Annotated in this window: 19 protein-coding genes; 10 read left to right on the top strand and 9 right to left on the bottom strand. The window is 43.1% G+C overall.

Features of this window, described 5'->3' with window-relative positions; translation table 11 throughout:
* Positions 1 to 40: 40 nt before the first annotated feature.
* The 7 genes from ACT3TH_RS09015 to carA all read right to left on the bottom strand — a co-directional run bounded on the left by ACT3TH_RS09015 (position 41) and on the right by carA (position 9,671).
* Positions 41 to 1,309 (bottom strand): putative DNA modification/repair radical SAM protein, encoded by a 1,269-nt coding sequence (locus ACT3TH_RS09015; protein WP_444755515.1) that lies wholly within the window; start codon positions 1,307 to 1,309, stop codon positions 41 to 43.
* Between the two features lie 289 nt (positions 1,310 to 1,598).
* Positions 1,599 to 2,453 carry a hypothetical protein gene (locus ACT3TH_RS09020; protein ID WP_444755516.1) on the bottom strand — a complete coding sequence of 285 codons (855 nt, stop codon included), beginning with the start codon at positions 2,451 to 2,453 and terminating at the stop codon, positions 1,599 to 1,601.
* A gap of 370 nt (positions 2,454 to 2,823) precedes the next feature.
* Positions 2,824 to 3,300, bottom strand: coding sequence for a transcription elongation factor GreA (greA, locus tag ACT3TH_RS09025; RefSeq protein WP_021813841.1), 477 nt, complete (start codon positions 3,298 to 3,300; stop codon positions 2,824 to 2,826).
* Between the two features lie 326 nt (positions 3,301 to 3,626).
* On the bottom strand, positions 3,627 to 6,890 hold the full coding sequence (gene carB / locus ACT3TH_RS09030) for a carbamoyl-phosphate synthase large subunit (protein ID WP_444755517.1): 3,264 nt from the start codon (positions 6,888 to 6,890) through the stop codon (positions 3,627 to 3,629).
* Complete coding sequence (locus ACT3TH_RS09035) at positions 6,891 to 7,316, bottom strand: PIN domain-containing protein (RefSeq protein WP_444755518.1); 426 nt, start codon at positions 7,314 to 7,316, stop codon at positions 6,891 to 6,893.
* Complete coding sequence (locus tag ACT3TH_RS09040) at positions 7,309 to 8,433, bottom strand: AAA family ATPase (RefSeq protein ID WP_444755519.1); 1,125 nt, start codon at positions 8,431 to 8,433, stop codon at positions 7,309 to 7,311. Before ACT3TH_RS09040 ends, ACT3TH_RS09035 begins: the two co-directional genes overlap by 8 nt.
* Positions 8,433 to 9,671: a glutamine-hydrolyzing carbamoyl-phosphate synthase small subunit gene (carA, locus tag ACT3TH_RS09045; protein WP_444755520.1), complete on the bottom strand. Its 1,239-nt coding sequence runs from the start codon at positions 9,669 to 9,671 to the stop codon at positions 8,433 to 8,435. Before carA ends, ACT3TH_RS09040 begins: the two co-directional genes overlap by 1 nt.
* 640 nt (positions 9,672 to 10,311) lie before the next feature.
* Here carA and ACT3TH_RS09050 point away from each other — a divergent pair.
* A complete protein-coding gene (locus tag ACT3TH_RS09050; protein ID WP_444755521.1) occupies positions 10,312 to 10,848 on the top strand; it encodes a gamma carbonic anhydrase family protein in 537 nt (178 codons plus the stop codon).
* 126 nt (positions 10,849 to 10,974) lie between these two features.
* Here the strand turns inward: ACT3TH_RS09050 and ACT3TH_RS09055 are convergent, their stop codons facing one another.
* On the bottom strand, positions 10,975 to 11,421 hold the full coding sequence (locus ACT3TH_RS09055) for a hypothetical protein (RefSeq protein ID WP_444755522.1): 447 nt from the start codon (positions 11,419 to 11,421) through the stop codon (positions 10,975 to 10,977).
* Between the two features lie 173 nt (positions 11,422 to 11,594).
* Here ACT3TH_RS09055 and ACT3TH_RS09060 point away from each other — a divergent pair, with 173 nt between their 5' ends.
* From ACT3TH_RS09060 to ppnP, 3 genes are all read left to right on the top strand, one after another.
* Positions 11,595 to 12,296: an HAD family hydrolase gene (locus ACT3TH_RS09060; RefSeq protein WP_444755523.1), complete on the top strand. Its 702-nt coding sequence runs from the start codon at positions 11,595 to 11,597 to the stop codon at positions 12,294 to 12,296.
* A gap of 193 nt (positions 12,297 to 12,489) precedes the next feature.
* Positions 12,490 to 13,585, top strand: a protein-coding gene (gene prfB, locus ACT3TH_RS09065; protein ID WP_444755524.1) for a peptide chain release factor 2 whose coding sequence is annotated in 2 segments (ribosomal slippage) — positions 12,490 to 12,561 and positions 12,563 to 13,585 — 1,095 coding nt in all. Because the reading frame shifts where the segments join, the coding sequence is not laid out codon by codon here.
* A 55-nt stretch (positions 13,586 to 13,640) separates the two neighbouring features.
* Positions 13,641 to 13,925, top strand: a complete 285-nt coding sequence (gene ppnP, locus ACT3TH_RS09070; RefSeq protein ID WP_444755525.1) for a pyrimidine/purine nucleoside phosphorylase — start codon at positions 13,641 to 13,643, stop codon at positions 13,923 to 13,925.
* A 267-nt stretch (positions 13,926 to 14,192) separates the two neighbouring features.
* Here ppnP and ACT3TH_RS09075 read toward each other — a convergent pair whose 3' ends face one another.
* Positions 14,193 to 14,645, bottom strand: coding sequence for a GNAT family N-acetyltransferase (locus ACT3TH_RS09075; RefSeq protein WP_444755526.1), 453 nt, complete (start codon positions 14,643 to 14,645; stop codon positions 14,193 to 14,195).
* 177 nt (positions 14,646 to 14,822) lie between these two features.
* Here ACT3TH_RS09075 and ACT3TH_RS09080 point away from each other — a divergent pair, with 177 nt between their 5' ends.
* The 6 genes from ACT3TH_RS09080 (at position 14,823) to ACT3TH_RS09105 (ending at position 23,983) form a co-directional block, all read left to right on the top strand.
* On the top strand, positions 14,823 to 15,941 hold the full coding sequence (locus tag ACT3TH_RS09080; RefSeq protein ID WP_444755527.1) for a DNA topoisomerase IB: 1,119 nt from the start codon (positions 14,823 to 14,825) through the stop codon (positions 15,939 to 15,941).
* 263 nt (positions 15,942 to 16,204) lie between these two features.
* The gene (locus ACT3TH_RS09085; protein ID WP_444755528.1) at positions 16,205 to 17,944 is read left to right on the top strand and encodes an AMP-binding protein; all 1,740 of its coding nucleotides are present in this window, start codon (positions 16,205 to 16,207) and stop codon (positions 17,942 to 17,944) included.
* Between the two features lie 116 nt (positions 17,945 to 18,060).
* The gene (locus ACT3TH_RS09090; RefSeq protein ID WP_444755529.1) at positions 18,061 to 18,840 is read left to right on the top strand and encodes an SDR family NAD(P)-dependent oxidoreductase; all 780 of its coding nucleotides are present in this window, start codon (positions 18,061 to 18,063) and stop codon (positions 18,838 to 18,840) included.
* 141 nt (positions 18,841 to 18,981) lie between these two features.
* Positions 18,982 to 19,551 (top strand): L,D-transpeptidase family protein, encoded by a 570-nt coding sequence (locus tag ACT3TH_RS09095; RefSeq protein ID WP_444755530.1) that lies wholly within the window; start codon positions 18,982 to 18,984, stop codon positions 19,549 to 19,551.
* A 427-nt stretch (positions 19,552 to 19,978) separates the two neighbouring features.
* Entirely contained in the window at positions 19,979 to 22,576 is a 2,598-nt protein-coding gene (gene clpB, locus ACT3TH_RS09100; protein ID WP_444755531.1) for an ATP-dependent chaperone ClpB, read from the top strand.
* A gap of 165 nt (positions 22,577 to 22,741) precedes the next feature.
* The gene (locus tag ACT3TH_RS09105; protein WP_444755532.1) at positions 22,742 to 23,983 is read left to right on the top strand and encodes a PQQ-dependent sugar dehydrogenase; all 1,242 of its coding nucleotides are present in this window, start codon (positions 22,742 to 22,744) and stop codon (positions 23,981 to 23,983) included.
* Positions 23,984 to 24,060: the final 77 nt, after the last annotated feature.

Here is a 24,060-nt window from a genome sequence, read left to right on the forward strand (position 1 = left end):
GCGCAAGCTATGTACAGGCTTTAGAGTAATCTTACTATATTTAAAACAACGCCAGCTGGCCACTGCGCTGATCTTTAAACTTAGTTTGCGTTTGCGCCAATACATATTGACGAAAGTTATTGCGCGTTAAATGCGCTAAATGCTCGTTTTTACCCGTGGTTGCGATAAAATACTTGGCACGATTGACCGCTGCGCCCATCTTTTTTAGATGATATAAAGTCAGCTGATTAAACTTGCGGGCCTTCAGTATCTTTTTGGCAGTTTTCGTGCCGATACCAGGAATACGCACGATCATCTCATAAGGCGCTGTTTGAATATTGACTGGGAAATGCTCGCGATGACGAATTGCCCACGCCAGTTTTGGATCACAGTCCAAATCCAGAAATGGCGACTCAGGTTCTACAATCTCATGCGCGCCAAACCCATAAAAACGCATCAGCCAATCCGCTTGATAGAGGCGGTTTTCACGTACCATCGGCACAGGCGTACCAATCGCCGGTAAGCGACTGTCAGACAGCATGGGCACATAACCAGAATAATAAACGCGCTTAAGATCATATTGCTTATAAAAATGGCTGGATAGTTGAATCACTTGTAAGTCTGTCTCGTTACTGGCACCAACGATCATTTGGCTGGTTTGACCGGCTGGCGTGAATTTTGGCGCTTTTTTATGAGTTTTACGGCTCTCACGAATGGTGATGATCTCTTCTTTCACTGTCTCCATTGGTGCTTTTAATTGCTCGTGCGATTTTTCTGGCGCAAGTAAAGCAAGGCCTGATTTGGTAGGAATCTCAATATTTACGCTCAGGCGATCTGCATACAGTCCAGCTTCTAATAGCAACTCTTTCGAAGCCCCAGGAATGGTTTTTAAATGGATGTAGCCATTAAAACGCTCGCGAGTACGCAGTATTTTGGCGACCTCGACCAGACGCTCCATCGTGTAATCGCCACTTTTAAAAATACCTGAACTTAAAAACAGTCCTTCGATATAATTACGACGATAAAATTGCATGGTCAAATCAACCACTTCTTCAACACTAAAAGCGGCGCGCGGCGTGTCATTGCTCTTTCTAGACGTACAATACGCACAGTCATAAATACAATGATTGGTTAGTAGGATTTTTAAGAGACTGACACAGCGACCATCTTCTGTGTAGCTGTGACAAATACCTGTTTTTGAGGCATCACCTAATGCACCGCCTTGATTCTTGCGGGTGCCAGCGGAGGAAGAGCAGGAAACGTCATACTTAGCGGCATCCGCCAAAATATTGAGTTTGCCTTGTAATCTTTCATAATTGATGGTCGCCATAAGCGGATATTTACCAAGTCATTGATGAGATACTATTTTAGCAAATGTAGTGCTAAGTTATTGTATTTATAAGAAAATCACTAAAACAACACGACATTTAGTGTCGCTTTTTTAGATATTTTTTGTAGAGAAGGCATACATTATTGCACCAAATAATGACCGATAACTATTCATCATTATTAGCTAGCGCATACTAAAAAAGGCCTCGTTAGCTACTAATCTAGCGGACAAGACCTTTTATTAAGAGTCGTACTTATTTACTTTTTATATTTTAAGAATGGCTCTGTTTTTATTGCACCTTTGCACGTATAACCACTGTCTGTGCTGCACTGGGATCAAGGTTTACTAAGTTCCATTTAAGTCCAGAGTAGTTTTCTTGAATGACAGTGGTATTGCCAACCTGTTGAATCGTTTGATAGCTGCCACCACCTGTAGTTGCAAGCGTTGGTAGCGGACTGTTTAAAGACACCAGTCTTACGTTAGTTGGCAAGGATACCATCGCATTGATATCGTTGACTGGCTGTGCGGTGGTGTTGGTATAAGTGGTATGGTATTCAATAATATCGCCTGGTGCTATGTGATTGGCAGGCACTGCGACGTCACGTCCAGCGCTATTTTTTAGAATTTTCATGACCTTGGTTTGCGCGTTAACCACATCGGGCGTACTAAACGTTGGTGTGAGTTGTAGAGCATCTAAAGATGTTACTGATGTTGATTGCACAACTGGCAATTGGGTCGTTGTTGCAACCGGCAGCACTTGTGTCACGGTATTGACAGGAGTTGTGATAACGTCAACCTTTGTGACGGCATTAGTAACCTGATTGGTCACAGGTACACTGGTGACGGTGGTGCTGCCTTGAGTGACGATCGTATTATTGCCACTTTGACGTACAGTATAACGCGGCGCAGTCGTGACTTGGGTCACTGCATAAGGCATACCGTCTTGCATAGTAATACCGTTTGGTGTCGCTGTAATGGTCGCTGTTTTACCATCAGAATACTGCTCAACGACAGTTGTGCTACCACCAGCAGAGGAGCTAATGGCTATTCCGGGTGCAGCGTGTGCTGAGGATACGGCCAGTACTGTACCCGCTATAATTGCCGATACCGCTGTAGTGATTGACTTATCAACGTTCATGTCCATAAAAGATTCCTTTAAAATAACAGTAAATGTAACAGCAATAAATAACGCTTAGACAAGAAAAACCCCCGCTAAATGACACAATAGAGTAGGCCAAATAACAAGGGTCTCGGTACTAATGACAGTTAACGTGTACTATCAAGCCATCATTGTTTTTTATCAGATGCCACGCCAGATGGTCTAGTCATCTAATATACTTAATAAAGCAATTATGCGCTAAAACAAATTGAGTAGAAAAGCAGAATTGTGTAACTGCTATCACATACAAAGTAATGCTTTAAGCGATGTTATTGTCTATTATTCAAGTCAAGTGCTGTCTTCTACGCGTTAAAACACCATTATTATTAAAAAAACTTTTCAAAAACGTTTAAAATTAATCGTAGATGACTTTCATCACTTCATATTCGACCACACCTTTTGGGGTTTCAATACGTGCTTCATCGCCTTCGACCTTGCCAATAAGGCCACGAGCAATAGGCGAATTGACTGAGATCTTACCTGCTTTAAAATCAGCTTCATCATCCCCCACGATTTTGTACTGTTTTTCTTCTTCAGTGTCCATATTTTCGATCACGACGGTCACGCCAAACACCACGCGGCCCTCTTTTGGTAATGTAGCAGGGTCGATAACCTGTGCGCCGCCAAGTTTGGCTTCGATATCACGGATACGGGCTTCACAAAAACCTTGTTGCTCGCGTGCAGCATGATATTCAGCGTTTTCTTTCAAATCGCCGTGTTCACGGGCTTCAGCGATAGAAGCGGTAATGCGTGGACGGTCGACACTTTTTAACTGTTTTAATTCGGCTTCTAAAGCCGCATGTCCTTGCGGAGTCATGGGGTAACGTTGCATGTTTTTTCCTTAAACCAATAACACCACACCATCTCATAAGGAGATGGTGTCAGTGTTGTTGCAATGAGTATGAAATATAAAAAGAGCGAGGTTCAAATGACGTCATCAGTAAACGGACTATCATGTATAAGCGTGTCTATTCTTAAAGCTAGGCACACTGAACCTTACGTAATAAAAAGCATAGTCGCAGTTCAGCCACTATGCTTTTGTAGGGTTATCTCTTTAGAGATATTGTTTTTTTAAAGCACTATTGTCATATAAAAATCTATAACAAGTTTCGCCTAAGCTTTTATATAAGCCCAACGGTTATGCTTAATCTACTGAAATTATCCAGCCACGTCAATAGTCTTTGCTTGTTCATGCAAATCTTGCAATTTATAGACCTCAAACGGCAAGTCAATAGTGTAAGATTTACATATCGCATCAGCCGCCCCTAAGGTGGTGACATAAAATACTTTGCCTTGTAGCGCACTACGGCGAATAGAGAATGAATCCTCTTGTGCCTGCTTGCCTTCGGTTGTATTGATGATAAGGTCAATCTTACCATTTTTCAAGGCATCGACAATATGCGGGCGACCTTCAGTGACTTTGTTGATTTGCTTACACTCAATACCAGCATCGCTCAGTATTTTCTGCGTGCCTGTCGTTGATACGATATTAAAACCAAAGTCTGCAAGCTGACGGGCGATAGGGGCAATTTGCGCCTTGTCACTATCACGAACTGAAATAAAGACCGTCTTGGTTTCACCTTCTGTTGGCAGACCTGGCAGACGCTCGTTACTACCGATAATGGCTTTATAAAACGCTTCGCCAAAAGTTTTGCCCACGCCCATGACTTCACCCGTTGATTTCATCTCAGGGCTTAAGATTGGATCGACACCAGGGAATTTGGCAAATGGGAATACCGCTTCTTTGACTGCATAAAATGAAGGAACAATCTCAGTCGTAAAGCCTTGGTCTTTTAACGATGTGCCAGCCATACAACGAGCAGCAACTTGCGCCAATGATGTACCAATACATTTAGACACAAATGGTACGGTACGGGCAGCGCGAGGATTGACTTCAAGAATATAAACCGTTTCGCCTTTGACCGCGAACTGTACATTCATCAGACCAATCACGCCCAGCTCTTTTGCCATGGCGACCGTTTGCGCGCGCATTACATCACATAGCTCGTCAGATAGTGAATAAGGCGGTAATGAGCAAGCCGAGTCACCAGAGTGGACACCCGCCTGTTCGATATGTTGCATGATACCGCCAATCACTACGTCTGTACCGTCACATACGCAGTCTACATCCACTTCGATGGCATCATCTAAGAAGCGATCTAGCAATACAGGCGCTTCATTCGATGCTTGTACTGCGGTGCGCAAGTAATGTCTTAGCTCATCTTCGTTATAAACAATTTCCATGGCGCGACCACCCAATACGTAAGAGGGGCGTACAACCAAAGGATAGCCGACATCTTTTGCTTTTACCAAGCCGTCTTCTAGACTGGTTGCTAGTGCATTTGATGGCTGGACTAGATTTAGCTGCTGAATCATGTGCTGGAAGCGTTCACGATCCTCAGCGCGGTCAATTGCATCAGGGCTCGTACCGATGATTTTTACGCCAGCAGATTCTAAAGCGCGGGCAAGCTTCAATGGCGTTTGGCCACCGAACTGAACAATCACGCCATCAGGATTTTCGATGCGGACAATCTCAAGCACGTCTTCTAACGTAATCGGCTCAAAATAGAGACGGTCAGAAGTGTCATAATCGGTCGAAACCGTTTCAGGGTTACAGTTGACCATAATGGTCTCGTAGCCATCTTCACGCATCGCAAGTGCTGCGTGCACACAGCAATAATCAAACTCAATACCTTGGCCGATACGGTTGGGACCACCGCCGATAACCATAATTTTTTTGTTGTTTGTCGGGTTGGCTTCACATTCACTATCGTACGTGGAGTACATATAAGCGGTACTGGTAGCAAACTCGGCGGCACAAGTATCGACGCGCTTATAAACAGGATAGACGTTTAAATCCCAACGTTTGGTACGCAATTGCTTTTGTGATACGCCTAATAGTTTAGCCAAACGCAAATCTGACAAGCCTTTACGTTTAAAGCTACGTAGGTTTTTCTCGTTCAATCCACCAAAACCAAGTGATTTAACCATAGTTTCAGTTTTGACGATGTCTTCAATCTGTACCAAGAACCATGGATCGATTTTAGTGAAGTTAAACACTTCATCAACACTCATACCTACACGGAACGCATCAGCGATATAAAAAATACGATCAGGCGTTGGAATCGTCAGACGGTTGATGATTTCAGAGCGCGCTTTTTCAACACTTACTTCTGACAAATCGATTTGCTCATCGAATCCATCCGCACCTGTTTCCATACCGCGCAGAGCTTTTTGCATGGATTCTTGGAAGTTACGACCAATGGCCATCACTTCACCTACTGATTTCATCTGTGTTGATAAAATATCATCTGCTTGTGGGAATTTTTCGAAGTTAAAACGTGGAATCTTAGTCACGACATAATCAAGTGCAGGCTCGAAGCTCGCTGGCGTTTTGCCGCCAGTGATGTCGTTTTGTAGCTCATCTAGCGTATAACCAATGGCCAGTTTGGCTGCGATTTTGGCAATCGGGAAGCCCGTGGCTTTTGATGCCAATGCTGATGAGCGCGAGACGCGTGGGTTCATCTCGATGACAACCATACGGCCCGTGTCAGGGTTGATACCGAACTGTACGTTTGAGCCACCCGTTTCAACACCGATTTCACGTAGTACTGCGAGCGAGGCATTACGCATGATTTGGTATTCTTTGTCGGTCAAGGTTTGTGCTGGCGCGACTGTGATTGAGTCGCCTGTATGCACCCCCATTGGGTCAAAGTTTTCGATCGCGCAGATGATGATACAGTTGTCGTTTTTATCACGAACCACTTCCATCTCATACTCTTTCCAGCCAATTAACGACTCATCGATTAGTAGCTGATGGTTTGGCGATAAGTCAAAACCGCGCTCACAAATCTCAATAAACTCGTCACGGTTGTACGCGATACCGCCACCTGAGCCGCCCATGGTAAATGAGGGGCGAATGATACAGGGATAACCCATTTTTTCTTGGGTTGCAAACGCTTCTTCCATGGTTTCAGCCGTTTCAGCGCGCGGACATTCAAGGCCGATACGCTTCATGGCTTTGTCGAACAAGTTACGATCTTCTGCCATTTCAATCGAGTCTTTGGTCGCGCCAATCAGCTCGCAGTTGTATTTGGTCAATACGCCGTGCTTGTCTAGGTCTAATGCACAGTTTAGCGCGGTCTGTCCGCCCATGGTTGGCAAGATGGCATCAGGGCGCTCTTTAGCAATGATTTGCTCAACCGTCTGCCACGTAATCGGCTCAATATAGGTAGCGTCAGCCATGACAGGATCGGTCATGATGGTCGCAGGATTTGAGTTGACCAAGATGACGCGGTAGCCTTCTTCTTTTAGTGCTTTACACGCCTGTGCGCCTGAGTAGTCAAACTCGCACGCTTGACCGATGACGATGGGGCCTGCGCCAATGATAAGAATGCTTTTTATGTCGGTACGTTTTGGCATTTAGATTTGTCCTTCAATAATAGGTTTGGCAAGGTTGGCAATTTTACTCAAATCATTGTCTTGACTCATCCATTCTAAATCGCGTATTTCAGCGACTACATAATGAAAAACGTCAAAACTACGTTTATCTAATCTCTGGTTTTTTACGAGGGCTAAACGATAGATATCAGAAGCTCTGTTACCTTCTACATCAGTAATTTCGAACTCTTCAAAATCGTTCAGTATCTCTACCATTTGCTCTGTAGGCACACGACGCACACCGCGTAATACTTCATAGCGAATCAAAGGCGTAATAGCGATTTTTACAGTATTGTCTAATAATAAAGATTCGACAATTTGTTTGGACTCAATGTGCTTTGTGTTTTCTGAATCGTGATCGAAAGCACCGATAAGTAAATTAGCATCTAGAAGAATATATTTACTCACTAGTGTCACCTGCTGGATCTTGAAGTAACTTCAACAAGCGTTTCTTTGCTAGATCTTGGCTACTATCCTCCATTGATTCTCTTTTAAGAGCATTAAGATCTATATCGAATGCATCGCGTAAAACATTGGCTAAGATACGCTTATTCGGTGAATCAATAACATGTGAACGCACTACATTGTCGTCTCCACGTTTAAGCAGATAAGCCTCGCCTTCATCAAGCTGTGATAAAACCAAGGGCGAGTGCGTCGCAATATAAAAGGCTGTGTTTGGGAATAGCTCTTTTAGCGTTGGAATAATTCGTGTTTGCCACTCAACGTGCAAATGGCTTTCGATTTCATCTATAAAAACAACGCCTCTTGTATCTAGTAAGTTTTCATTCTGAGAGAATAGGGCATATGAAGATACTATAGTTTGAATGATTTTAAGTACGGAGATAAAGCCTGAACTTAATTCAGTTAATTTCCTTTCTTCTTTATCAATAGTTAGATAAACGTTATTAGATGTATCAACTTCCATATTTTCTTTGATTCGCGAATCAATTTTGTTCAATGCTTTAAGAACTGTATGTATTTCATTTTTTATACTTAAAGCTTCTTTTTGAAAGCTGTTACTTGCTTGTGCTCTAACTACAAACCAATCATTTAAGAAGCTAGATCCACCAAGTTCTTTTAAAGTGTTAGTCGAAAAAGCTTTCCCGATTTTTTTGAAATAAAGGTTTTGTCTTTCTTCAATTGTGCCTATACGCTGAACATTCTTATTAGGTGTATCTACTCTTGAACGTTGTTCTGAGCCTATGTAGGCGAAAGCAAGCATTTCGTCAGTTTCTAATTGCAGCTGTAGGTATCTAAAATGAGTCTTAGAATCAACAGAGTCAATTTTATTTCCATTGATAACTACATATTTGAATAGTGGATAGGGAATAAGAAAATCTTTCTTTTTGAAGTAGTTATTCTTTATTAAAGTACATAAAAATAGAGCTTCGAGAGTTTTAGTCTTACCAATACCATTACTACCAAAAAACACAAAGACGCGTTTGCTAGCATCAAGCGATAGCTCAACATCACCAACGCCTTTGAGTTCCTTTATTTTCCATTCTTGAGTTGATTTTATTGACATTAGACAGTCGCCTTAGCCTTTTCCATCATATCTGCAAACTTATCAAACAATGGCGCACAATCATGAGGGCCAGGACTGGCTTCTGGGTGACCTTGGAAGCCAAATACGGGCTTATTGGTCAGCTCAATACCTTGGTTGGTACCATCAAATAATGAGCGATGGGTAGATTTCACATTCTCAGGTAGCGTGTCTTCATCAACAGCAAAACCATGGTTTTGACTGGTAATCATCACTGTGCCAGTCGCCAAATCCTGTACTGGATGGTTGGCACCATGATGGCCTGTTTTCATTTTGATCGTGTTTGCGCCACTGGCAAGACCAATCAGCTGATGGCCGAGACAGATACCAAAGGTTGGGACGTCCGTCTCTTCAATGATATGACGTACCGCATCGATCGCATAATCACAAGCAGCAGGATCACCAGGGCCGTTTGATAAGAAGATACCGTCTGGGTTCATCGCAAGTACGTCGGTGATAGGTGTTTGTGCTGGCACGACGGTTACGTGACAACCACGGTCAACTAGCATACGTAAAATATTGGTTTTGCTGCCAAAGTCATAAGCGACGACATTGTATTTTGCGTCAATATGAGTACCAAGCTGCTTAAAGAAGCCACCAGTACCGCTGTCATGGCTACCTGCTACATCACGGTTGAGTAGGGTGTCTGAGAGATCCCATGTACCCGCTGTCCATTCAAAGCTATCCTTGGTACAGCACTCTTTTGCTAAGTCCATGCCTTCGAGACCAGCAAATGCTTGTGCCAGTTTGATGGCTTGCTGCTCGTCGTCTGTGGTGATAGTTTCGCCGTTTGAGGCGGTAAATATACAGCCGTTTTGAGCGCCTTTATCACGTAGTAGGCGAGTCAGTTGACGTGTATCAATTTCGGCGATAGCAACGGTGTCATTGCGCCCTAGATAATCAGCAAGCGATTCAGAATTGCGGAAGTTTGAGGTAACCAAAGTCGCGTCACGGATGATAAGACCATCTGCCCAAACTTGATGACCATTACCAGACTCAGTGTCCTCGCTGTTGGTGCCTGTGTTGCCGATATGCGGATAGGTGAGGGTGACCAATTGACGGGCATAGCTTGGGTCAGTTAGGATTTCTTGATACCCTGTCATGGCTGTATTAAATACCACCTCACCGACACGATGACCAAGGCTACCGATACTGACACCGCGAAAGATTGTACCGTCTGCTAATGCCAAAATTGCTTGTATTTCTGTCGATGAATTCAAGGGTTGCCTCCGCTATTATTGGTGAGTGCCATGGTTATTCATGATAAAAATTTTGGCCTAACATTGCTCTAAATATTCATATGCTTGCAGTCAAATATGAATAAGAAAAGCCGCAAACCCAAAATTTTTCCACAAAAAAGCGAGAAGACATTATTGATGAAAACTACAAATCCCACTAGATAGTGAATAGGTAACTTGCATCATGTCCGCTCGCTTAGGCACAGATTTTGCGCATTATATACAATGTAGTCATAAATAGCCAGCCGATTTTCTTATCTAAGTGACAAACATAAATCTTGTATCCATAAAATATACAAGATGCAGCATTATTTGTAGGGAAGCGTTTGGTTGTAAAAAAGCATGGAAGCTCAGAGATTTTATTAGTTATTTGCAAGACGATCATTACTTAACAAGGCATCCTTAGAGAGCAAAGTGGCACAAGTATGAGTAATAAAATAGCCTAAGCAGAACAAAGTTTTATCTTTATAGTAAACTTACGCCTCATACAGGCACTAATAGAACTGGATTTTAACAAAGAGCTTTGCCACAATGGACAGCGTTATCTACTAAACTCATTTAATCGAAATTGCCTACACTGGGTTTAGTATAAAAATGACAATAAATATAACAAGGAGTGGTTATGATTTATCAATATTTAGACAAAGTACCTAAGTTTGCTATGCCATTTAATGGCTGGGTAGCAGACTCAGCACAAGTCATGGGCGATGTGTATTTGGGGCATCAAGCAAGCGTTTGGTTTGGCGCAGTCATACGCGGTGACGTCGGTCACATCCATATTGGTGACTATAGTAACGTACAAGAAAACAGTGTGCTTCATACCGATGCTGGTATCGAAATCAAGATTGGCGATTACGTTACTATCGGTCACTTAGCGATGCTGCATGGTTGCGAGATTGGTGACAATAGTTTGATTGGTATCGGAGCGGTGATACTAAACAATGCTAAAGTTGGCAAAAACTGTCTGATTGGTGCCAAGGCTTTGGTCACAGAAGGCCAAGAGATTCCTGACAATTCATTGGTGATGGGTGCTCCAGCAAAAGTGATTAAGACGTTATCCGATGAGCAAGCATCAATGCTAAAGTTATCTGCGCTGCATTATGCTGAGCACTGTCAAAGTTTTAAAGCGGGTTTAAAACAAATTGCCATCCCAGACTAAAATAAGTAGTAGAGAAGTAAAAACTTAATAGGATAAGTAAGAAGAGGATATGTGGCTAATCAGTCCTTTTCTTCTCGTTTTTTATACTTTTGCGCTACAGTTTTATGGTTTCGATACCAGTAAATGCTACGCCATGAGCATCATAATGAGCCAAATAATGGCGAAGATAATAATACCAATCATCAATCCGCGAAAAACACTATGGCGGGTAGAGTAGTCATCAAGATAAGCGTTGTTGCCCGTCTCGTCTAGGTTTAACGCATTGACGCTTTCTGCGCCAGCGGATTTGCCAACGATAAAGCCCATTAACGCCCCAAGTACCAACATAAAAGGGGTGAAGAGCCAGAAAATGTCGCCATTGCCATGACCAAATATTGAACGAATGACCACAATGGCTAAGTCTATCAGTAAGCCACCAACGCCATACATTAGCCCGTTTAAGAGCGCATACACCAGACGATCTAAGAATGACTGGTCGCTATTTCCTGACTGGCGCTGCCGAATTTCTCTGATTGAGCGAGCAGGTCGACGTGGTCTGTTAGGCAGGTCAAGTTTATCATTCGGTGATTTCATAGTGTTCTCTAGATTTTTTAAACAAACTATGAAAAATAAGTTACCATCATTTTGTTCGGTAAACAGTAGCGTTTTCGAAAGCTTATTTATCAAATTTTTCATAAAAATATTTACATCAGAAGTGATTTACATTAAAAATCCTATTTTTCAACAAACAATAATAAGGTCTCACTATGCAGGCGACTCAAGCACAGAATTATCAAAAAGAATTGGCGTTATTTGATTTAGATCATACGTTGCTCGATGTCGATAGTGACTATCTGTGGGGCGAGTACATCGTGAAGCATAACCTTGTGGACGAAGCCGAATATCGTACTGCCAATCAGAAGTTTTACCAAGATTATATCGAAGGCACGCTGGATGCGACTGAATACAATGAATTCGTCGCTCAGTTTTTGAGTAGTTTACCGATGGACAGACTCCATGAGCTGCGTGAAGACTATATTAAAAGTGAAATTGAGCCGCATATTCGCCCAAAAGCAATGGAGGTGCTGTGTCAGCATATTGAGCAGGGTCATGAAGTGGTAATCATTTCTGCGACCAATGACTTCGTAGTGTCGGCCATTGCCAAACGGTTTGGTATTGAAGACGCTAATGTGTTATCAACACCGCTTGAGATAAAGGACGAGCGCTATACGGGTAAATTGATTGACAAGCCGAACTTCCAAGGAGGCAAGATTTATCATCTTAATAAATGGCTCGATAAGCAGCAAGCGGCAGGCATTACGTTTGAAAAAACCTATGCGTACTCAGACTCTAAGAACGATATTCCATTGCTTGAATGGGCGGATATCGCTATCTGTGTATCACCTGACGATGCGCTACACGCCCATGCTTTGGCACACCGCTGGGCAGTAGAGGATTGGTCAATTTAGTGGTTTTAAGATGAAGGATAAACAATTAGCCAACCCTTTGGCATCAATCTCCTTTAAAATAGCAGCACTATATTAGTCAGATATAGTCGATTCTATACCAGCAATACTATATTCTTTCTAAATTGAATGCACTAGATCAGAACGCTATTAGTTAGATATTTTTTCACCATTATCATAAAAGACAGGAACACTTATGGAAATCAATCCGTATCAGGAACAAATCAAAGATTTATCTGAGCGTGGGCAGGACTTGCGGAGGTATCTTTGACTTCGATGGTAAGCAAGAACGCTTAGAAGAAGTCAATTTAGAGTTAGAGAATCCTGAGCTTTGGAATGATCCAGAGCGTGCGACTAAGATTAATAAAGAAAAAAGTCATCTTGATGGTGTCATCGATGTCGTGGTCTCGCTTGAAACCACGTTGGCAGATGCAGCCGCAATGCTAGAGCTGGCGGTTGAAGAAGACGATGAGTCATTGCTTGCTGATGTGCAGAGTGAGCTGGACAACGCGGAGAAGCGGGTTGCTGATTTAGAGTTCCGCCGTATGTTTAGTGGTGAGATGGATCCAAACAATTGCTATTTGGATATCCAATCGGGCAGTGGTGGTACGGAAGCGCAAGATTGGGCAGAAATGCTGCTGCGTATGTATACGCGCTGGGCAGAGTCGCATGGCTTTAAAGTAGATGTGATAGAAATATCTGCAGGCAGTGTCGCTGGGATTAAATCAGCGACGATTGAGATTAAAGGTGACTACGCCTTTGGTTGGCTCCGTACCGAAATTGGCGTGCATCGTCTCGTACGTAAGTCGCCATTCGACAGTAATAATGGACGTCATACGTCATTTGCGGCGGTATTTGTCTCACCTGAAATCGATGACAATGTTGAGATTGATATCAATCCTGCGGATTTACGCATCGATACGTATCGCTCATCGGGGGCAGGTGGTCAGCACGTCAACACGACCGACTCTGCTGTGCGTATTACCCACGAGCCAAGTGGCGTGGTTGTGACCTGTCAGAACGAGCGCAGCCAACATGGTAACAAAGCCACTGCCATGAAAATGCTGCGTGCCAAGCTTTATGAGCTTGAGATGCAAAAACGTATGGAAAAACAACAAGCGGTCGAAGACAACAAGTCTGACGTTGGTTGGGGCAGTCAAATTCGCTCGTATGTATTGGATGACTCGCGTATCAAAGATTTGCGTACCGGCGTTGAAACCTTTAATACTGGTGCCGTGCTCGATGGCGATCTCGATCAATTCATCGAAGCGAGTCTCAAAGCAGGTCTGTAAGAACCATACTGACCTATTTATTTAACTTTTCGTTTAATACTCATTAAGGACAATTATGCCAAGTGTTAACAATTATTTTGATAATAAAGTAACTTCTATCGCCTTTCAAACGGCAACGCTGCCTGCAACTGTCGGAGTGATGGAAGTTGGTGAGTACGAGTTTGGTACTAGTGAGTTTGAAACCATGAGTGTGGTGAGCGGTGCTTTGACAGTCAAGCTACCAGAAAGTGATGAATGGCTGACCTTTAATGCAGGCGAGCAATTTACGGTGGATGCTAACAAAAAGTTCAATGTCAAAGTTTACGTAGAAACCGCTTACTTGTGCACTTATGGCAAATAGACGCTGTTGAACTTTTAGCATTATGAAATTAAGATCATAAAAAACGCTCAGTGATCAGCACTGAGCGTTTTTTTATGCCTATCATCAGCCCAAAATAAAATATTAGAAAAGAGGCGCTATGCTGGTATAAATTTTCCACACTTGCTGTGCGCTACGCCAGACAAAGGCTTTGAAGAATTTATCCCAGCAACACTGTACTCTTTTTAAATTGGATCAAATATATTTTATTTTTGCGTCTATTTTGAGCAGCAAGCGCATCAATACTTATCATAAGTTTTTACGGTATTGCACCATATCGGTTTTAGTCGCAATGGCATCGTATAGTTTACGCGCTGCGGTGTTTCCTTCTTGCGTCGTCCAGTAGACACGGTTGCAGTTTTTTTGAGCGGCAAAGTCATAAACCTGTTCGATCAGCGCTCGTCCAACGCCTTGACCACGCACGTTTTCACTGACGTATAAATCTTCTAAGTAACAACAGTCGGTAGTGTTCCAAGTGTTGGGATGGAGTACCACATGAGTGAAGCCTACTAGCATATCGTCTTGCCACGCCCCAAATCCATAAATAGATACAGTGTTGTCTAGTAAATTGCGCCACGTTGCTTCTATGGTGCTGAGTGGCAAACTGGTGTCATAAAATGCCAGATACTGCTGCCACAAATCCAACCAAGCCTTGTGATCAGCTTCAGAGAGTAGTGCTATTTTTGTAGAAATGTTTTCCATTATATTTTATTAAACTTAAGTTGTGAATGCCTTTGGAGTATGCCTCAAAAACTTATAGTTTAGAACCTTTTAAAGATGATTTTTACACAGGATTACACTTTGTCCGTGGCAAATAAACAGCTAAAACAACCATATTTAATTATGCTAAAACGATTCACGAATCAGACGAGTATTTTTATGTCTAAGGCAGACCCAGAAACCACCACGCAAGATGTGCGCCATGATTATGAGCACTTAGCTCGCTTGGCAAATTTGCGCTATGTGACCGACGATGAACCCGGATATGGACGCAGGCGTTGGGGGCGCGGGTTCACTTATCGAGACGCGACTGGCAATACGGTAAAGGATAAGGCACTGCGTAAACGATTTGATGCGTTAGTCATACCGCCAATGTGGTCAGAGGTTTGGATATGCCAAGATGACAAAGGGCATCTACAATCGACAGGTCGTGATGAAAAGGCACGCAAACAATACTTGTACCATTCAGAGTGGGATCGCGTCCGTGATCAGGCCAAATTTACTGCCATGATAGGGTTTGCAGAAGCATTACCAAATTTGCGCGCTCAAGTTGAAAAAGACTTGGACGCGACACCGCTATCACGAGCCAATGTGCTTGCTGCGGTAGTCAAATTATTAGAGACGACCTTGATCCGTATCGGTAACAGTCGCTATGCTAAGTTGAATAAAAGCTATGGTTTGAGCACCTTGAGAAGCAAGCATGTGAGCGAAATAGACAACGGTCTGGCGTTTGACTTCGTTGGTAAAAGCTCAAAAGAGCATCATATTGAGCTACAAGACGAACGTTTGATTGAGATTATACAAGCGTGTTCTGAGTTACCTGGCTATCAGATTTTTAAGTATTTGGACGACAATGGTAACAAGCAAGTGGTCGATAGTGCCGATATTAATGACTACTTACGAACACATACTTGCATTAGTGGCAGCAATGGTCAGCTCTATAGTGCAAAGGATTTTCGTACATGGATGGCGAGTGTCCTTGCAGCCAGTCATTTGTACGATGCACTGCAAGCACCAGAAGGCGCGTCCATATTAGCCAGTGAGCCTGAAAGCGCTGAGCGCCAAAAGCTGGTCACTGATATGGTCAAAGCGGTAGCAGAAGCGCTTGGTAATACTCCTGCTGTCTGCCGTTCTTCCTATATTAATCCTATTATTATTGAACGATTTTTAGCAGCTCAGTTTTTTGAATCTTATAAACAAGCCCGCCGTGGACGCACCAAACAATATCAAAGTTTTGAAGAAAAGGCATTACTAGGATTCTTGAGTGCGGAGATGTGAGAAAGCGTTTTAGAAACCGATGTGATGCATTGTTTGATAAGGGTTTTTGTATTGTCTTACAGCTGTTTAATGATAATCAGTAATGAACCGTGTAGCTTTATATTAAATAAAAATGATACGTTGTGTATTGAAATAAATATAAAAATGCGTTACTAATAGATCATGTTGAATACTGACGATTGCAAACGGTCTATAGGATGTGGCCACTTTGCAATTATAAAAGCCTTTTTACCCGTTATCTGTTTTTGCTAAAGGATTAGCTTATGAAAACCTCATCTCCAAGTGCTTCTTTAAGCCCTTCATTTTTAGATGCTGATATAGATGCTAAAAACACGCCAGCTAACTACAGCGATTATTATCATAACTTCGATATAAATACCTTATTGACTGAAATATTTGGCGAACATTTAAACGATCGTTTGAATGCCTATATGGCTTGTTGTGGTCGTCATGTGCGTGACGGTCGCGGCGATACTATCGCACTGGTGCACGAAGATACGGCAGGCAATGTGACGACAATGACGTTTGCCGAGCTTGATAAGGTGAGCGCGCAAGTCGCCAATTTACTACAGTCCTATGGCGTACAAGAAGGCGATCAAGTGGCGACCATGCTACCGCGTACGCCTGAGTTATTGACCATTGTCTTGGCCACATGGCGGATTGGTGCTGTATACCAGCCGTTATTTACCGCTTTTGGTTATGATTCTATTAAGTATCGAATGGACAAAGCCAACACCAAAGTCGTTTTTACCAATCAAGAGAATCGCGACAAATTTGAAGATTTGGCCGAGCAAACCAAAATGGTACTGGTTGGCAGTGTAGCGGACGCTCAGACGTGGGGTGACGACAACTATGGTGAGTCATTGGCGACGCAGCCGCAAACGATAGAGTCTGCGACATTAGATACAGATGCGCCATTTTTGCAGATGTTTACCTCGGGCACTGTTGGTAAGTCCAAAGGGGTTAGCGTGCCACTATCGGCGCTGTCCGCTTTTTATCTGTATATGCGCTACGCCATTGATTTACGCGATGAGGATAATTACTGGAACATGGCAGATCCTGGTTGGGCTTATGGACTGTATTATGCCATCACAGGGCCTTTGTTATTAGGCGTCACCACTTATTTCAATGAAGCTGGCTTTGATGCTGCCAATACTCGTGACTTTATGATACGCCATAAGATCACCAATTTGGCTTCTTCGCCAACGGCATTTCGAATGATGAAGTCCAGCGGCGTTTTTGACAAGGTTAATGAAGACGCTCATAGCGATGCTAATGACAGCAGTAAACTATCTTTACGCTGTGCCAACTCAGCAGGGGAAACGCTTAATACCGAAGTGGTCAACTGGGTTGAGACGTACTTAAACTGCAAGGTCTGTGATCAGTATGGTCAAACAGAGACAGGTATGACGTGCTGTGCGCATCATGCGCTGACCCATGAATCCCCAGTCGGCTCAATGGGTATGGCGCTACCGGGGCATACCCTTGTCGTATTAGATGATGATATGAATATATTGCCTGATGGCGAGCAAGGACAGCTGGCAGTGGTAGTGAGTCAATCACCTGCGTTCTTTTTTAGAGGCTATAGCTGGAATGAAAAACAAGCGTTCGCTGATGATTACTATCTGACGGGCGATGTGGTCGAGCGTCATAGCGACGGCAGTTATTGGTTTTCAGGACGCGATGACGACATCATTATTACCGCTGGTTACCGCGTGGGCCCAACCGATGTTGAAAACACCGTGTTAGAGCACGAAGCGGTTGCAGAATCAGCCGCCGTCGGCGTGCCAGACGAGGTGCGCGGCCACACCATCAAGTCTTATGTAGTACTAAAAGAAGGTATTGAAGGGACTGAAGAAATTGCCAAGCAAATTCAAGATTTGGTGCGTAAGCGTCTATCGACTCATGCATATCCGCGTGAGGTTGAATTTGTGGCTGCCTTACCTAAGACGCCAAGTGGTAAGATTCAGCGTTTTTTACTTCGTAGTCTATCGGCAGCTTAGAAATAGTCCGTTACAGCTAAAGGTATTACATAAAAATCATTATGCTGGTATAAATTTGTCTTAATAAAACATTGAATGAAAACGTCGAATAAAAATAGCAAATTAAAGGAATAATTATGCAAATTGAAAAAAACAGCTTCTTGGTCACAGGCGGTGCGTCTGGTCTGGGTGAAGCAGTGGTACGTGCTATCGTTACAAAAGGTGGCAACGTGGTGATCGCTGATCTTAATGAATCCGCTGGAAAAACATTGGTTGATGAGCTGGGCGCTAATGTCCGTTTTGTACGTTGTGATGTGACCAATGGCGATGAGGTGCAAGCAGCTGTTGATATGGCAGAAAGCGTGTTTGGTGGTCTGCAAGGCTCAATTAACTGCGCTGGCATCGCGGTTGTACAAAAACTATTGGATCGTGAAAACAATCCAGCGGATCTTGAATCCTTTAGTCGCGGGGTTAACATTAATCTTGTTGGCTCTTTTAATGTCGCACGTTTGGTCGCAGCCAGTATCGCCAAGCGCGTGGCTAATAATAGCAGTGAAGAGAAAAATATCGATCAAGGTATTATTATCAATACGGCTTCTATCGCAGCTTTTGATGGGCAAGTAGGGCAAGCCAGCTATTCATCATCCAAAGCAGGCGTGGTTGGCTTGACTTTGCCGCTGGCTCGGGAGCTTGCGCGTCATGGTATTCGTGTCATGACTATTGCCCCTGGCGTTTTTGCTACTCCGATGATGCAAAGCATTCCCGAAAAAGCGCGTGAGCAATTAGAGTCAGGCGTTCCCTATCCTAAACGGTTGGGTGATCCTAATGAGTTTGCCAAATTGGTTACGCACATCATTGATAATGCGTATTTAAACGGTGAGGTCATTCGCCTAGATGGCGCGATTCGTATGATGTAGCTGTTTTTAAGTGCTTTTAAATCTTTAATGTTTTTAAGTGTCCTCAGGGCTTTATTCATTAATTCTGCACAAAGATTGACATAGCGCTTTGTTATATTATGATTCATTGCTATTAAGTATGGGTTATAGGGATCAAAGTCTATGTCATTTTTTCGTACAGAGTCTCGTAAATACTCAAGCTGGTTTCTCGTTGCAATAGGGCTTAGCCTTGCGACCATTGTTAGTGCAAGTGCCATTGCTTATGCCAAAACCGCCTCAAATACCAAATCTTCCATTCCTAATGACGTTGTCATCGATAAAGTTTTCGTCATCAAATCAGAGCGTGTCTTAAAACTATTAAGCGGAGACACTGTGATTAAAACGTATCGCATTGCGCTAGGAAATAACCCTGTAGGTCATAAACAGCAAGAAGGCGATGGCCGAACGCCAGTCGGGCACTACCTATTGGATTATAAAAACGAGAATTCTATCGCTCATCGTTCTATCCATGTCAGCTATCCTAACGCTGCTGATATAGCACATGCGCAGTCACTTGGTGTCAGTCCGGGTGGCGATATTATGATTCACGGTCAGATGAATGGGTTTGGTCATCTGGCATGGTTCAATCAAAAACGTGATTGGACGGAAGGGTGTATCGCCGTGACCAACGATGAGATGGATGAGATTATGGCGGCAGTAGACGTTGGTACAATGATTGAGATAGTTGAGTAAGAGTCATTCAATTTCACGAAAAAATTAGCTATAGATATCAATGTTCTGACTTTAACTATCCTAAAAATACTTGTTAATCCTACTTTTTACTGAGTTTTCTCCTTTTATGTAAGTCTTTATTTTTACTGTTTTTTATTTATTTTCTTGAAATACATTCTTAATGTACCTATTAAGGTTTGATGATGATATCATCAAAGTTAGTAAGGTTTTTTTACTTCATGAAAATCTAACTTTTATGCTAATTACCAACAAGTCATCATTTTTGGTTGACACTCATTTATCTGAGTTGAAATCTTGCAGGCTATACCCTATATAAATAATAACTAACAGTGATAGATACTCGATAAAATTGGTAGTAAATACCATATTTCGGTATCTTGTTTTATATCAACTGACTAATAAATACTAATTATAAAAGGACACAATCATGAGGTTCGAAAAATTTACCCAAAAACTGCAATCGGCGATTCAAGAAGCACAGAGCCTAGCGTTAGGACGTGATCATACTGGCATTGATCCTGTGCATCTGTTGGCTGTATTGCTACAAGATGAATCCAACTTGTCTATTTGCCAACAAGCGGGTGCCTCTATCCCTGCGTTAAAGAATGGCGTGGCAAAGGCGTTAAACAATCAAGCAACGATTTCAGAACCAACAGGTGACGTCAATCTAAACCCAAACTCAGTCAAAATCTTAAATTTAGCGGATCGCCAAGCACAAAAAGAAGGCGATGACTTTATTGCAACTGAATGGGTGATGTTGGCACTCGCTGAGCAAGGCGAAACCAAGAAAATATTTGAAAGTGCTGGCGTGACAGCAAGCAAGTTAAAAGCAGTCATTGAGCAATTGCGCGGCGATGAGACGGTCAACAATCAAAATGCTGAAGACCAACGTGATGCTCTAAACAAATATACGATTAACCTGACTGAGCAGGCGGAGCTTGGCAAACTTGATCCCGTGATCGGTCGTGACGAAGAGATTCGCCGTACCATTCAAGTGCTCTCACGTCGTACCAAAAACAACCCAGTGTTGATCGGTGAGCCAGGTGTTGGTAAAACTGCAATTGTCGAAGGCTTAGCACAAAAGATCATCAATGGTGACGTACCAGAAGGTTTACGCCGGAAAGAAGTGCTGTCATTGGACTTAGGAGCACTGATTGCGGGTGCAAAATTCCGCGGTGAGTTTGAAGAGCGTCTTAAAAGCGTTTTGAGTGACTTGGCAAAGCAAGAAGGTAACGTCATTTTATTTATCGATGAGCTGCACACCATGGTCGGTGCCGGTAAGTCGGAAGGGGCGATGGATGCGGGCAATATGTTAAAGCCTGCTCTTGCGCGCGGTGAGTTGCATTGCGTTGGTGCCACCACATTGGATGAATATCGCCAGTATATCGAAAAAGACGCGGCGCTTGAGCGTCGTTTCCAAAAAGTGCTGGTCGATGAGCCAACGGTAGAAGACACCATTGCGATATTGCGTGGTCTCAAAGAGCGTTATGAGTTGCATCACGGGGTTGATATTCAGGACAGCGCGATTATTGCGGCCGCTCGCATGAGTCACCGCTATATTACCGATCGTAAGCTACCGGACAAAGCGATTGACTTAATCGATGAGGCGGCCAGTCGGTTGCGTATGGAGATGGACAGTAAGCCTGAATCTTTAGGTAAGCTCGACAGTCGTTTGATTCAGCTAAAAATGCAGCGCGAAGTGCTAAAAAATGAAGAAGATGCTGGTGCGCAAGCCGAGCGTAAGGTACTGGATTCACAAATTGAAGAGCTAGAAAAAGAATACGCCGATCTCAATGAGATTTGGCAAGCAGAAAAAGCCTTGGTTAAAGGCAGTCAGCAGTTAAAAGACGAACTGGATAAAGCCCGTATTGCTTATGACAAAGCCAGTCGCGAAGGCGATTATGAAACCATGAGTAAGCTACAGTATGAGACCATTCCGCAATTAGAGCGTCGCATCACTGAGTCTGACTTGGCTGAGCAAAAAGAGCAAACAGGCGAAGGCAGTACTGTCAAACTACTTCGCAATAAAGTCACAGACAATGAAATTGCTGAAGTGGTTGCCGCAGCGACAGGTATTCCAGTCAGTAAAATGATGCAAGGTGAGCGTGACAAAATGCTAGCGATGGAAGAAAAACTCCATGAGCGCGTCATCGGTCAAGATGAAGCGGTCGAAGCGGTGGCAAATGCGGTGCGCCGTAGTCGTGCTGGTTTGTCTGATCCGAACCGTCCTTCAGGCTCATTCTTATTTTTAGGGCCAACGGGTGTGGGTAAAACGGAGCTGACCAAATCACTGGCAAACTTCTTGTTCGATAGTGAAGATGCGATCGTACGTATCGACATGAGTGAGTACATGGAGAAGCACAGTGTTAGTCGTTTGGTGGGTGCGCCTCCAGGTTATGTCGGTTATGAAGAGGGCGGCGCATTAACGGAAGCCGTACGCCGCAAACCTTACAGTGTGATTTTGTTTGATGAGGTTGAAAAAGCGCATCCTGATGTTTTCAACATACTATTGCAAGTATTGGATGACGGACGTTTGACCGATTCGCAAGGCCGGGTGGTTGACTTTAAAAATACGGTTATCATCATGACCAGCAACTTGGGTTCGCATAAAATTCAAGAGATGGTCGGTGAAAGCTATGATGATATCAAGGCTGAGGTCATGGAGTCTGTTGGGCAGCATTTCCGCCCTGAGTTTGTCAACCGGATTGATGAGATTGTGGTCTTCCATCCGCTTGGTATGTCGCAGATGTCAGGCATTGCGTCCATTCAGTTGGATCGCTTACGCAAGCGCTTACATGAGCGTGAGATGGATATCGAACTGTCAGTGGATGCCATGAATAAACTGGTGGCGGTTGGATATGATCCTGTTTATGGTGCACGTCCTCTAAAACGTGCTATTCAGCAGGAGATTGAAAATCCATTATCATTGAAGCTGCTGGCAGGTGATTTTGTCGCTGGCGATATCATAAAAGTTGATGTCGGTGCAGATGATAAGCTGGTGTTTGACAAGCTTAGAGTGAGCTAGTAATAAATAATAATTTTATAAAAAACCCCTTACTTGCAATGGCAGGTAAGGGGTTTTTGTTTGGTACGCTGATATTTAGTATTATTTTACCTTTTTAACACATTTCCTGTGCTAAAAATAATTTAAGCTCTAGTAACATTAACTTAACATGGATGGAGAGGACAAATGACGACAGTCAATACCAAATATAAGAGCGCACCGTTAACCTTACCCCTTATTATATCAGCACTTCTGTTTAGTACGGCGGCTTGTTCTAATCAATCGGGTCTCAGTACCAATACAGACTATAAAGAGCCAAAAACCTCTGCCACAAAGTCACCAGCAAATGCTGACAAACCTGAATTTACTACCAAGACCGTCGCTACTTTTGATGAACCTTGGGCCATGACTGCACTACCTAAGATGAACAATAAGGCCCCAAAATTTCTTGTGACACAAAAGACGGGCGAGTTGTTTATTGTTGATACGGCAACAGGTGCCAAGACCGCTGTGACAGGTATACCTAATGTGGCTTATGGTGGTCAAGGCGGGCTGGGAGACATTACCCTTGCACCAGATTTTGCCACGTCCAATAACGTCTATATTAGCTATGCAGAAGCGGGGACTGGCAGTGACAGTAACAAATTTGGTGCTAAAGTAATCAAAGCGAAATTGTCAGGGATGAACACTAGCACGCCAAGCTTACAAGGCATTACCCCAATTTGGCAACAAGTACCAAAAGTGACTGGTCAAGGACATTATAGCCATCGCCTGCTTTTTTCACCTGATGGACAGTATTTGTATATCAGTTCAGGAGAACGTCAGAAAAAAGATCCTGCACAAGATATGAGCATGAATTTGGGTAAAATCATTAGATTAAACGCTGATGGTTCAGTGCCAAAAGACAACCCATTTGTAAATAACAGCAATAAGATTGCATCTCAATTTTGGACAATGGGAAATCGTAACGTACTTGGTATGGCGTTTGATAAAAAGGGTAAGTTATGGGTAAATGAGATGGGTCCAAAAAACGGTGACGAATTTAACCTAATTGAAAAAGGCAAAAATTATGGTTGGCCGCTCGTTTCTAACGGTAGCGATTACTCTGGTGCTCCCATTCCTGACCACGATACTCGGCCTGAGTTTGAAGAACCTAAGATCACATGGACACCTGTCATATCTCCTTCATCAATGACTATTTACTCCAGCGGTACTCATAATGATTTTCCAGCGTGGGAAGGAGATTTCTTAATTGGCGGTCTATCATCGAAAGCACTTGTCGTTGTAAGTACTGACAATGATACTGCTTCCGAGCGTTATCGCTATGACATGGGTGAGCGCATTCGTAGTGTATTAGCAGTAGATGGTCAAGTATGGGTATTAGAGGATGAGAGTGATAGCAAACTATTACAGCTATTACCGAAATAACAATCGGTTTGTTTTACTTTGTCTAACTGATCATTGTAAAAAATTATAAGTACATTAATGGGCAAATTGGCGTAGAT

Source organism: Psychrobacter sp. AOP22-C1-C5, assembly GCF_052378885.1.
Classification (GTDB): Bacteria; Pseudomonadota; Gammaproteobacteria; order Pseudomonadales; family Moraxellaceae; genus Psychrobacter.